The sequence below is a fragment of the Rummeliibacillus sp. TYF005 genome (assembly GCF_003844195.1).
Taxonomy (GTDB): domain Bacteria; phylum Bacillota; class Bacilli; order Bacillales_A; family Planococcaceae; genus Rummeliibacillus.
The window spans coordinates 140,382-152,935 of sequence record NZ_ML122542.1 but is presented as its reverse complement, the minus strand read 5'-3'; the positions used below and the strand labels follow the sequence as shown (position 1 = coordinate 152,935).

Here is a 12,554-nt window from a genome sequence, read left to right as displayed (position 1 = left end):
TGTAGATTCGATAGCAGGAATGAGTACGTGTTTTTTTACACACGTTTTCGAACCACATGGAAACTGAATTTATCAGCTCTGAAGTAGTTACGTGAATACAGCACCACACGATCGTTATCATCATAATGGAGCTGTTTTAAAACTAAAAGCGCTGTTTCACGCCCACATTGTAATATTGGAGATACTTGATTGTGATAGCCAATTGGATCTATAAATGTAACAGCGTATGCTACATGTATATCTCCTGACTCTTCTAATGCTGAAAAAATAGAAGAATTATGTCGAGACGAGAAGTTTTTAGGCAAATATTTTGCAGGTACTTGGTCCACACAATACACAACAGGTTCTCCATTTGCTGTACGTACACGTTCAATCGATATTAAAGGTTCATCTTCATCACATTGGAAACGTTTAATATCCTCTTCTTTTGGAAGCAACTCAGTCGTACTAATATAGTTTGTACCAGGCTGCATTCCCGCCTCCTCAATCATAGAGGAGATACTTGATAGTTGTTCAATTCCAGACGTAAATAATGGTTTTGGATTTACAAATGTACCTACACCATGTCTTCGAACAATGATATTTTCTTCTTCCAACAATCTAAGTGCTTCACGAAGTGTTGCACGGCTTACTCCAAGTGATTTGGATAATTCAAATTCTGAAGGCAGTTTTTCATTTTCTTTATATACACCTTGTTCTATATCTGCTTTTAAATGATCAATCACTTGAAGATAGAGATGACGATGATCAGACTTTATTGTCAAACAAACCACCACCAGAAATTAAAGATCAGACATCAGACGTAAAACATTCCTACTAATCAGAAACTACTATACCATTTTTTTTTCTTTAAATAAATAACTTTTGCGAAAACTGTGTTAAAACAGATATTTTTTTTCATTGCTTGTAGTAATTTTTGATAACAGTTTAATAAATAAATGATAAATTATACTTAAGTCTCACATAATGGAATTTTTATCGTCTTCTTTAATTTCCTTTTAACCTTGTGTTTTCTTTATCCATAAAATACTTTGTTAGCTAACGATATAGTAATTATTTACCAATCAATACTTCCCTTGGCTTACTCTTTTCAGCAGGTCCAACAATACCTCTTTCCTCCATTTGATCCATAATGCGAGCAGCTCTAGCGTAACCTATTTTGAGCTTTCTTTGTAAGAAAGAAACGGAAGCCGTATCTTGTGCAGCCACTAATTGTACTGCATCTTCATATAATTCATCTGTATCATCTAAATCTGGAACTTCCTCTTCATCAGAAGGAATCATTTCTTCTTGATACTGTGCCTTTTGTTGTGCAATAACAAAATCTACTATTTGTTCAACTTCATGATCAGAGACAAATGCCCCCTGTACACGTACCGGTTTCGACTCACCAGCAGGTAAAAATAGCATGTCCCCTCTACCCAACAAACGTTCTGCGCCACCCATATCTAATATGGTACGAGAATCAATAGCAGAAGAAACAGCGAAAGCGATTCTTGATGGGATATTCGCTTTAATAATACCTGTAATAACATCAACACTTGGTCTTTGTGTAGCAATGATCAAATGAATACCTGCAGCACGAGCCATTTGTGCAAGTCTTGTAATCGAGTCTTCTACATCACTTGAAGCAACCATCATCAAATCAGCCAATTCATCTACAATTACTACGATAAATGGCATTTTCGGGTGTTTTTCTCCATTTGCTTCATTAAATCTATCAATATGCTCGTTATATCCCTCTATATTACGTGTTCCTGTATGTGAGAAAAGATCATACCGTCTTTCCATTTCTGCAACGACCTTTTTCAATGCTTGTGATGCTTTGCGAGCATCTGTTACAACTGGAGCTAGTAAATGAGGAATACCATTATAGACGTTTAATTCGACCATTTTAGGGTCAATCATCATCATTTTAACTTCATGTGGCTTTGCTCTCATCAAAATGCTTATAATAATTGCATTGATACAAACGGATTTACCACTACCAGTCGAACCAGCAACTAGTAGGTGAGGCATTTTGTTCAGTTTTGCCAATTTCGCGTCACCAGTAATATCTCTACCTAGACCGATTAATAGCTTTTCATCTGGTCTATTATTTTGTTTAGATTCTAATACTTCCCTCAGACTGACAATAGCGACTTCTTTATTTGGCACTTCTATTCCTACTGCAGACTTGCCTGGAATTGGCGCTTCAATACGAATATCTTTTGCTGCAAGTGCTAAAGCTAAATCATCTTGTAATCCAACGATTTTGCTAACTTTAACACCTCGATCAGGTAAAACTTCATATTCAGTTACTGCTGGACCAAGATGAACTTGTGTTACAGTTGCTTTGACACCAAATGATTGAAAAGTTTGCTCCAATTTACGTGCATTTCCCTGTATTAACTCAAACTCACCACTTTGGTCAGTATGTGGTGGAAGTTTTAAATTATTCATAGACGGTAATTGATAGGATTCGTTTTCGATTACATCAGATGTAAGTATCGATGACGATTCTACTGGTTGCGCAGTTTCCTCTTGTTCATGAGAGCTTGTAGGTTCTGAGTCTACAACTTCTTGTTGAACTCTTTGTGAGAATGCTGAGATAATTGGTTCTCTTCGTTCTTCTATAACTGAGTCGACTGCAGTTGCTGCTTGATGCTCTTCATCAGGAATACTGGTTTCAGATTTCGCTTTTTTCCTATTTTTACGTGTATTTTCTTTTTTCTCATTCTTTTTCTTCTTGGCTTCTTTGCGTCGACTTACCGTATTATTAGATTCTTCTCTCATTTGTAAAATTATTTTTTTGATTGTTGGCCATTTACTAGCTAAATACGGAAGAAGCGCTTTTCCGGTAATCAATACAATACCTATTAACACCATTAACCAACCTGCAATATTGGCTCCTGCAGAATCAAATAAAGCGTAAAAACAAGCGAATAATAAAGCGCCTATTATCCCTCCGCCTAACGCATGGCTATGCTTTACAATTCCATCACTGGTGATTAAAATCCGCCAAGTTTCTTTTAATACAGAATTACTTTGAATAGCATTTCCCTTGTACAACTGTTCAAACAATGCAATATGGCTAAACAAAGTTAAACCACCAGTTATTAATAAAATCCCTATAATTAGTCGATTTTTCAGACTCGGTACTGTTCTTTTGACCATTAATAATAGAGCGCTTACCACCAATAGAAATGGAACAATGACTGCCCAGTTTCCAAAGAGGAATAAGGATAACCATTGTAATGACTTACCAACAATTCCGTATTCAAAAAATATAATGATAGCAAATCCAATTAGTATTAACCCAATAATTTCATACTTCAAAGGATGAGTTTCCTTTTTTGCTTTTGATGTTGACGCTTTTTTTGTTTTAGCTGTCCCCTTTTTTGCTATTGTCATGACTCCACCTACTTTCTTTCGTTCTATCAAATAGCTCTGTAGAACTTCAAAGAATCTATTGAATCCCTTTCATCAAATATTTTATATATTGAAAGGAAAAAAGGATTTCCTACCAAAGAGAGGTAAGGAAATCCTTTTCGTCCGCTTAATTTTAATATTCCATAATAATAGGGATAATCATTGGGCGGCGCTTTGTTTTTTGGAATAAATAAGAGTTAAGCGTGTCACGGATTTCTTGTTTTATATTTGTCCATTCATATGATCCTTTATTCACATATTTTTCGACAACTTCTTTAACTAAATTAGAAGATTCACTTAATAACTCTTCAGATTCTCTTACATAGACAAATCCACGTGATAAAATTTCTGGGCCTGATGCAATTTTCTTAAGTTGGCGGTTAATCGTAACAACGACGATAAATATACCGTCTTGACTAAGTAACTTTCGATCACGTAATACAATGTTACCAACATCTCCAACGCCAATTCCATCTATAAGTACATTGCCAGCAGTAACTCGTCCACTCATACGCATTTTACCGCCTTTATATTCGACGATGTCTCCCTTATCAGCAATAAAGATTTGTGACTTAGATAAACCTGTTTGTTGTGCTAATTTAGAGTGAGCGATTAGCATGCGATATTCGCCTTGAATCGGGATAAAATATTTTGGCTTCATAAGATTTAACATCAATTTCAAATCTTCTTGGGCTCCATGTCCTGATACATGTACTTTTTTATCTGCAGATAATACTTTAGCGCCTAGCTTTGCAAGACTATTCATCGTATCTGCAATTTGAACTTCCATACCTGGCGAAGGTGTAAATGTTATTAAAACGGTGTCTGTAGATTTAATACGGATATCACGGTGGTGTTTACGGATAATTTTTTCTAATCCTTCTAGTGGTTCACCTTGGTTACCAGTAATTATTGCTACAATTTCATCATCTGGATAATCATTCATTTTGTTGACAGAAATAATTCGATCCTGATCTACAGAAAGATATCCTAAACGCATTCCTATTTCAAAGGCATGTTCTAAACTACGACCGACAACAGCTATTTTACGATCAGCTGCTGTAGCCTGGTCAAATACTTGTTGAATTCTTATGAAGTTTGATGCATAAAGTGCAACTAAAATTCTTCCTTCAGCTTTATGGAAAGTTTTTGCTAACTTTTCTCGAATGACAATTTCAGGAATTGTATATCCTGGTCGTTCAGCTTCAGTAGAATCAGACATTAAGATAAATACACCTTCTTCACCCAAATTAGCCATTTTAGCTATATCCGGTTTATATTTACCTTGTGCTGATTGGTCAAATTTGAATTCTCCAGTGTGTACAATCGCACCTTCTGAAGTATGGAAAGCAATACCTAATGAGTCTGGAATACTATGAGTTGTATGGAAGAATGTCGCATAGGTAGATTGGAAATTCATACGACTCTTACTTGTCACTTCAAAGAATTTTACAGGATATGGTGCAGGTAAATCTTTTAAATGTTCTTTAGCTAATGCGATTGTTAACTTAGAACCGTATACAGGTGCACTAACTTTTTGTAAAAGATATGCTATTGAACCAATCGCATCTTCATGCCCATGAGTAAGGAAAATACCTTTTACACGAGATTTGTTTTCCTCTAAGTATGTCATATCAGGAATAACGTAATCTATTCCTAACATTTCATCCTCAGGAAACATAAGTCCACTATCAACGACAAATAGCTCTTCATCGATTTCAACGACATACATAGCTTTGCCGATTTCACTAACGCCACCTAGTGGAATGACGCGAATAACTTCATTTTTTGTTTTTGCCACTTGATTTCCTCCTAAAATAATCCCGAACACAAACCACTTACTCCCATTATATAGATAGTTGTGAGTTTTCACAAACAAAAAAAAAGAATGGGCTAAGTTGCCCATTCCAAAAAAAATTTTCTAAAATTGTTTTTGTCTTTCCAGGTATTCATGCCATGCAAAATCGTAGGCTGCTTTTTCCTCATCAGTTAACTTAGCAATTGGTAATCTGACATATTCTGAGCCAATTCCTAATTTCGTTAATGCATATTTAAGAGTGGATGGACTTGGTGTTGCAAATAATGAACGAATTAACGGTAATAATGCTTGGTGAATAGTAGCTGCTTTTTCAAGCTGACCTTCTTTAAATGCTTTGATCATTTTTTGCATATCATTTCCAACTATATGTGCGGCAACGGAAACAACACCGTCTCCGCCTATGGAGAGTAATGGTAAAGTCAAACCATCATCACCTGAATATACTTGAAAATTCTTTGGTGTATTAGAAATAATCTCAGCCATCTGATCTAAACTTCCGCTCGCTTCTTTAACAACTTGAATATTTGGAATTTTACTTAACTGTATAATTGTCTGCGTTTGTATATTCACTACTGAACGTCCCGGAATATTATATAGCATAACAGGAAGTTTTGTTGAATTGGCAATAGCTGCAAAATGCTCATACATGCCCCGTTGACTAGGTTTGTTGTAATATGGTGCAACTAACATAATGCCGTCAACACCAGCAATTTCAGCCTCTTTTGTTAAATCTATTGAAGCTTGTGTATGATTACTTCCAGTACCTGCAATAATAGTGGCTCTATTATTGACTTTCTTAACAGTAAAATCAAATATAGCTACCTTTTCATCATGTGATAATGTCGGTGATTCACCTGTCGTACCACAGACTACTATGCAATCCGTTCCATTAGCTATTAAATGTTCAATAACATCTGAAAGCATTTCAAAGCTGATAGTGCCATCTTCACGAAACGGTGTAATCATAGCAGTAGCGATATTACCAATATCCACTTATTTTGCCTCCTTAGATTAATCCATCTTCAATCATTTTTTCGGCAATTTGAATAGAGTTTAATGCTGCTCCTTTTAACAAGTTATCTGAGACAACCCAAAGATGGAACGCATTATCTTTTGCTAAATCTTTTCGGATACGTCCTACAAATACTTCATCTTCGCCTTCCGTAAAAATAGGCATTGGATATACTTGAGCTGTTATATCATCTTGTACAATGATACCAGGCGCTCCTTGAAGAACATTTTTAATATCTTCAGTAGTAACACCTGATTGTTCGATTTCAATATAAACAGACTCTGAATGTCCAGCTACTACAGGGACACGTACACAAGTTGCTGCAACTGGAAGATCTTGTGCGTGCATAATTTTTTTTGTTTCATTTATCATTTTCATCTCTTCATAGGTGAACCCGTTTTCCGTGAATACGTCAATTTGAGGGATAACATTACGAGCGATTGGATAATGTTTTTTATCACCTTTTACAGGTAGAATATGTGCTTCAACATCTTTTGGATGATCAAATTTCAAGCTTTGTTCTTTTAGTTCTTCTATTGCACTTATACCTGATCCTGATACGGCTTGATATGTAGAGACGATTAAATTTTTTAGACCATACGCTTGACGAATCGGCTCTAAGGCTGCAACCATTTGAATTGTTGAACAGTTTGGATTTGCAATAATTCCTTTATGTTCGGCAATATCTTGTGGGTTTACTTCTGGAACTACTAAAGGAACTTCCGGATCCATACGGAACGCACTTGTGTTATCTATAACAACTGCTCCACGTTCTGCTGCAGCTGGTGCTAATGCCTTTGAAACTGCTCCCCCTGCACTAAATAAAGCAATATCTACTCCTTCAAATGCTTCTGGAGTAGCTTCTTCAATAGTGTATGTTTGACCATTAAATGTTAGTTCCTTACCAGCAGAACGCTTAGATGCTAATAGTTTTAACTTACCTACTGGAAAATTACGCTTAGCAAGTTGTTCCATCATTTTTGTTCCTACTGCACCTGTAGCTCCAACTACTGCTACTGTATATTCTTTAGTCATCATACATCTCTCCTCAACTAATCTTTCGATAATGGCGCTATTGTATCACAATTTATAGAATATTTATATAATTTTTAAATTATTTAGTATATTGAATTATTAAAGGCTGTAATTGTTTCTTTTCTAAAGATGCCTTTACTGTGTCAGCTAACTGTGTAAAATCCGAAATCAACGAATTCGGCTTGTTAATAGGATCATCTTGACCAAAAGGAATAAAAAAGATATTTTTTGTATTTAATAATTTCATAACATTTACTCCATTTAAACCAAGAGCATCATTTGTCGAAATTCCTAATACTACAGGACTCCCATTTCTTAATGTTGCTTTTGCTGCCATCAATACTGGCGAATCTGTTGATGCATTTGCAAATTTACTAATAGAATTCCCAGTCATAGGTGCTATGACCATACAATCTAATGGATTTGAAGGTCCAAAAGGTTCTGCTTCTACTATACTTTTAATGACTTTATGCCCTGCTAGCTTTTCGATTTTCTCAATCCACTCGTCACCTGTTCCAAAACGTGTTGCTGCCGTTAGTACCGAATGCGTAATAATCGGTACAACCGTTGCTCCTAAATCAGTTAGCGAGGTGATTTTAGGTATAACATCAGCATAAGTACAGTGTGATGCAGTAATTCCTAGTCCTACGCGTTTTCCATCTAACATATCATCCCTCCCTTAATTCGTTGTTTTTTCGTATGATTACTTGTGCCAATAAATCCGCTGCATCCTGTGGAAAATACTTTCCTGGTAGTCCTGGTAATAATGTATAATTGATATCACTTTCTATATTTAGACATCCTGGTGCTGAAGCTAAATCAAAAATCTTAGTTTCTTCATCTAATTGTTGATGGAAATCTTCATTTAACCATTTATTTGGTATTGTATTGATTAAATAATAATGTTCTTTAATATTTTCAGGGATTAGTTGGGAAGCAACATAACCATAAGCAATTGCTTCTTGAATTTGACTATTTGAACGTGCTAAAATATGCACATTTGCGCCTAATCTGTGTAACATGAATGCGAGCATTTTAGCGACTCTTCCAAATCCCGTAATATAAAAGGATTTTCCATAAACAGAAGCGGATTCAAGTTCATAAAAAGCACAAAGCATCCCTTCTGATGTTAGTCTTGCATTTAGCCATATATAAGATTCATCTTGTAAATAATGGATAATATGTTTCTCATCTAAATATCGAAGTTCTTGCTGTAAACTTTGATTGCTTTTTCCAACGAATATCGCTGTCTCTTTTGGTAATGATTCAAAAGCAAATTTAGGTAAATCAACTGCATGGATCGGCAATACAATTCTCTCTGGCCTTTCCGTCATTATTATTTGCTGTATCTCATCATTCCATTGATCTGTATATTTATAAATAACATTATTGAAATCCAGCGAAAGTTGTAACGCTAACTCTTTAAAACGTAAATCCTTTCCTAATATCAGCCATGATTCTGTACTCATTTTGTATACCCCGATGTTAAAGGTTGCGTCTTATTAAATAAGATACGGTCTTCACCAATCAACGAAATTTCCGTCCATGGAATAAACGATTGCGCCTTAGGTTCTTTTTGTTTAAAAGGTAGTTTAACACCTTTATTTACTAATTCAAAACCATAGATTTGCCCTGTTTTCGCATTTAGTAAACATTCGGTCTCTGAGAGCAACCCACATCGTACACCATCTTTAATCTGAATCAACTCTTTCTCTGCAAGCTCTGATAAGAGCATTCAATCCCTCCTTTTTCCCGTATTAACAGTGTATGAAGTCGAAGCTTTTCCCGTGCATAAAAAAAGCTAAGGAGATAATTCTTATATCCCCTTAGCTGGTTGAATAACTGATCGAGCAAATGGTTTTGTTAAAAGCCTTTGTATCACACGATTTACACTTTCTTCATCTACTGCATATAACTCTTTTAACGTTTGCTCTACAGTTTTTTCTTCACCATAAAGCAGCTCGTTTTTAGCGTTGCGATTCATAAAGTCATTTGATGTTTCGAGCCCTAATAATAAATTACTTTCTAACTGTTCTTTAGCATACTGTATTTCGATTGGTGATACTCCGTCTTTTACCATCTTCTCTGTAATTTTTAGTATTGTTTCCTCAAGCACCGTAAGTTTTTCTGGTGAAGTCCCCCCATAAATCATAAAAGCACCTGCATGTTCATATGCAGAATAATAAGAGAAAATGGAGTATGCTAATGCTTGCTCCTCTCGAATTTGCTGAAATAATCTAGAGGATGTTGTATCACCTAAAATATTGTTTACGACTAGTAAGCTTACTAAATCCGGATCTTTTACTGTTAAACCTTCAAATCCAATCGCTATATGTGATTGCTCTGTATTACTTTCTTTTTCTATATTCCCTGCTCTAAATACAGGTGGCGCTTTAAGAACTTTCGAATGATGGCTTTTGTTTTGAAATTGGTCAAATAAAGAGATGATTTTATTGACTAGATCATCTGATACATTTCCCGCAACAGAAATTACAACTTTATCTGGCGTGTAATTTTCGTACATATAAGATTCAATCTTTTCTTTCGTAAATGTTTCTAACGTTTCTTCTGTTCCAAGTATTGGTGCGCCTATTGGATGATTAGGATACATAGTATTCCAGAGGCGTTCATCTACATCATCATCAGGTGTATCTTCCACCATTGCCATCTCTTCAAAAATAACTTGTCGTTCTTTTTCAATATCCGCATCAGTAAATTTCGAATGGAAGAACATATCTGCTAATATTGTAATGGCTTCCTCAGCATGATGATCAAGCGTCACTGCATAATAGCAAGTATTTTCTTTCGATGTAAAAGCATTTAATTGTCCTCCAATTCGATCAAAGGATTCTGCAATTTCTTTAGCTGTTCTACTATATGTACCTTTAAATAGCATATGTTCGATAAAATGGGTAAGCCCATTTTCTTCTGGGCTTTCGTTTCCAGATCCAACATTGACCCAAATCCCCATTGATACAGAACGCACATAGGGTAACTTTTCCACTAAAATACGTACACCGTTTGGACATGTATATTTTTTTACCATGTAATATCCTCCTTAATGTAAAAACGAGGCTGCAGTAGTAGAGTTCTATTACTGGCAACCTCGTGATTTTATTTTGTAATGATGATGCGATAGCTATAATATTTCCGCTATTATTTTTCTTGACGTTCTTTTTCTTCTTTAAGCACTGCTTTACGAGATAAATTAACGCGACCTTGGCGATCGATTTCGATGACTTTTACTAATAATTCATCGTCAATTTTCAATACATCTTCCACAGCTTTTGTACGTTCTTCTTGAATTTCAGAAATGTGAAGTAAACCGTCTTTTCCTGGGAAAATTTCAAGGAATGCGCCGAATTTTTCAATACGTTTTACTTTACCCATATAGTATTCGCCAACTTTTGCTTCGCGAACAATATTTTCAATGATGCCTTTTGCACGTGTAATCATTTCTTCATCTGAAGATGAGATGAAAATAGTACCATCTTGTTCAGTATCAATCTTCACGCCAGTTTCTTCGATAATTTTATTGATTTGTTTACCACCAGGTCCGATAACATCGCGGATTTTATCTGGATTAATATGAATACTTTTGATTTTTGGTGCATATTTTGAAAGATGTTCTCTTGGGCCAGAAAGTGTTGCAAGCATTGAATCGAGAATAATCATACGACCACGTTTTGCTTGAACTAAAGCTTCATGGAGAATTTCACGAGAAAGTCCATCAATTTTAATATCCATTTGAAGTGCAGTTACACCTTTAGCAGTACCTGCTACTTTAAAGTCCATATCACCAAGGTGATCTTCCATACCTTGGATATCTGTTAAGATTGAATAATAATCGCCTTTTTTGACAAGTCCCATTGCAATACCAGCTACAGGCGCTTTAATTGGAACACCTGCATCCATAAGTGCAAGACATGAGCCACAAATACTTGCTTGTGAAGTAGATCCATTAGATTCCAACACTTCAGATACACAACGAATAGTGTAAGGGAAGTCTTTTTCATCTGGAATAATTGCTGATAATGCACGTTCACCTAGAGCACCATGACCAATTTCACGACGACCTGGTGCACGAATTGGACCAGTTTCACCTACAGAGAATTGTGGGAAGTTATAATGGTGCATGAATCGTTTAGACTCTTCAACTCCAAGACCATCAATAATTTGTACGTCGCTTAATGCGCCTAAAGTACAAATAGATAACGCTTGAGTTTGTCCACGAGTGAATAAGCCTGAACCATGAGCACGTGGTAGTAAGCCTACTTCAGAAGATAATGGACGAATTTCATCCAATTTACGGCCATCAGGGCGGATTTTTTCTTCTGTGATTAAACGACGCACTTCTTCTTTTACCATTTTATCTAAAATTTGATTTACTTGTTTTAAAGTATCTTCGTCTGCTTCTTGTTCTTCAAATTTCGCTACAACTTCTGCTTTAACAGCTTCAATTGCTTCATCACGAGCATGTTTTTCGTGAGTTTGGATAGCTGCATTCATTTTTTCTTCATATTCAGAAGTAATAGATGCAGTTAGTTCTGGATCTAATTCATGAAGAACTACTTCGATTTTTTCTTTACCAGCTTCAGCAGTTACTTTTTCTTGGAATGCGATCAATTTTTTGATTTCTTCATGACCGAACATGATTGCTTCAAGCATAGTTTCTTCTGGTACTTCTAACGCACCGGCTTCAACCATATTAATCGCATCTTTTGTACCTGCAACTGTCAAATTGATGACAGAGTCTTTCCATTGTTCAACTGTAGGGTTCACAATGAATTCGTCATTAATCATACCTACTTGAACGCCAGCAATTGGTCCATCAAATGGAATGTCAGATACCATAAGCGCTAATGATGATCCAAGCATTGCTGCCATTTCAGTACTACAATCAGCATCTGCTGACATTACCATAGAGATTACTTGTACTTCGTTACGGAATCCGTCCGGGAAAAGAGGACGAATTGGACGGTCAATTAATCGAGATGTTAATATTGCTTTCTCAGAAGGACGTCCTTCACGTTTGATAAAGCCTCCTGGAATTTTACCAGCAGCATATAATTTTTCTTCATAGTTAACTGTTAATGGGAAGAAATCTGCTTGTTTAGGTTGTTTAGACATCGTTGCATTACATAATACAGCCGATTCTCCATAACGAACCATAACCGCCCCATTAGCTTGTTTTGCGAGCTGACCAACTTCAATTTGTAAAGGTCGTCCTGCCCATTCATAGGTAAAAACCTTTTTTTCGTCCATGTATTGAACTCC

General features: G+C 35.8%; 10 protein-coding genes. All 10 read right to left on the bottom strand.

The features are described 5' to 3' along the window. Window positions 1-35: 35 nt before the first annotated feature. Window positions 36-764 (bottom strand): GntR family transcriptional regulator, encoded by a 729-nt coding sequence (locus CW357_RS02660; RefSeq protein WP_119414342.1) that lies wholly within the window; start codon window positions 762-764, stop codon window positions 36-38. Between the two features lie 289 nt (window positions 765-1,053). Next, window positions 1,054-3,393 carry an FtsK/SpoIIIE family DNA translocase gene (locus CW357_RS02655; protein ID WP_124217271.1) on the bottom strand — a complete coding sequence of 780 codons (2,340 nt, stop codon included), beginning with the start codon at window positions 3,391-3,393 and terminating at the stop codon, window positions 1,054-1,056. 151 nt (window positions 3,394-3,544) lie between these two features. Further along, entirely contained in the window at window positions 3,545-5,212 is a 1,668-nt protein-coding gene (locus CW357_RS02650; protein WP_124217270.1) for a ribonuclease J, read from the bottom strand. Window positions 5,213-5,332: 120 nt separating this feature from the next. Continuing rightward, complete coding sequence (gene dapA / locus CW357_RS02645; protein ID WP_124217269.1) at window positions 5,333-6,223, bottom strand: 4-hydroxy-tetrahydrodipicolinate synthase; 891 nt, start codon at window positions 6,221-6,223, stop codon at window positions 5,333-5,335. Between the two features lie 13 nt (window positions 6,224-6,236). Further along, a complete protein-coding gene (locus tag CW357_RS02640; RefSeq protein WP_124217268.1) occupies window positions 6,237-7,277 on the bottom strand; it encodes an aspartate-semialdehyde dehydrogenase in 1,041 nt (346 codons plus the stop codon). 79 nt (window positions 7,278-7,356) lie between these two features. Then, window positions 7,357-7,944 (bottom strand): dipicolinate synthase subunit B, encoded by a 588-nt coding sequence (locus CW357_RS02635; protein ID WP_124217267.1) that lies wholly within the window; start codon window positions 7,942-7,944, stop codon window positions 7,357-7,359. A gap of 1 nt (window position 7,945) precedes the next feature. Then, window positions 7,946-8,746, bottom strand: coding sequence for a dipicolinate synthase (locus CW357_RS02630; RefSeq protein ID WP_119414336.1), 801 nt, complete (start codon window positions 8,744-8,746; stop codon window positions 7,946-7,948). Continuing rightward, entirely contained in the window at window positions 8,743-9,012 is a 270-nt protein-coding gene (locus CW357_RS02625) for a YlmC/YmxH family sporulation protein (RefSeq protein ID WP_119414335.1), read from the bottom strand. Before CW357_RS02625 ends, CW357_RS02630 begins: the two co-directional genes overlap by 4 nt. An 81-nt stretch (window positions 9,013-9,093) precedes the next feature. Next, window positions 9,094-10,323, bottom strand: coding sequence for a M16 family metallopeptidase (locus CW357_RS02620; protein ID WP_124217266.1), 1,230 nt, complete (start codon window positions 10,321-10,323; stop codon window positions 9,094-9,096). A gap of 110 nt (window positions 10,324-10,433) precedes the next feature. Continuing rightward, on the bottom strand, window positions 10,434-12,542 hold the full coding sequence (gene pnp / locus CW357_RS02615) for a polyribonucleotide nucleotidyltransferase (RefSeq protein WP_119414333.1): 2,109 nt from the start codon (window positions 12,540-12,542) through the stop codon (window positions 10,434-10,436). Window positions 12,543-12,554: the final 12 nt, after the last annotated feature.

Bases quoted from the DNA above. Each gene is read 5' to 3' on its own strand.
- pnp (WP_119414333.1), bottom strand. From the start codon at position 12,542: ATGGACGAAAAAAAGGTTTTTACCTATGAATGGGCAGGACGACCTTTA.
- CW357_RS02630 (WP_119414336.1), bottom strand. From the start codon at position 8,746: ATGAGTACAGAATCATGGCTGATATTAGGAAAGGATTTACGTTTTAAA.
- CW357_RS02655 (WP_124217271.1), bottom strand. From the start codon at position 3,393: ATGACAATAGCAAAAAAGGGGACAGCTAAAACAAAAAAAGCGTCAACA.
- CW357_RS02625 (WP_119414335.1), bottom strand. From the start codon at position 9,012: ATGCTCTTATCAGAGCTTGCAGAGAAAGAGTTGATTCAGATTAAAGAT.
- CW357_RS02635 (WP_124217267.1), bottom strand. From the start codon at position 7,944: ATGTTAGATGGAAAACGCGTAGGACTAGGAATTACTGCATCACACTGT.
- CW357_RS02640 (WP_124217268.1), bottom strand. From the start codon at position 7,277: ATGACTAAAGAATATACAGTAGCAGTAGTTGGAGCTACAGGTGCAGTA.
- CW357_RS02620 (WP_124217266.1), bottom strand. From the start codon at position 10,323: ATGGTAAAAAAATATACATGTCCAAACGGTGTACGTATTTTAGTGGAA.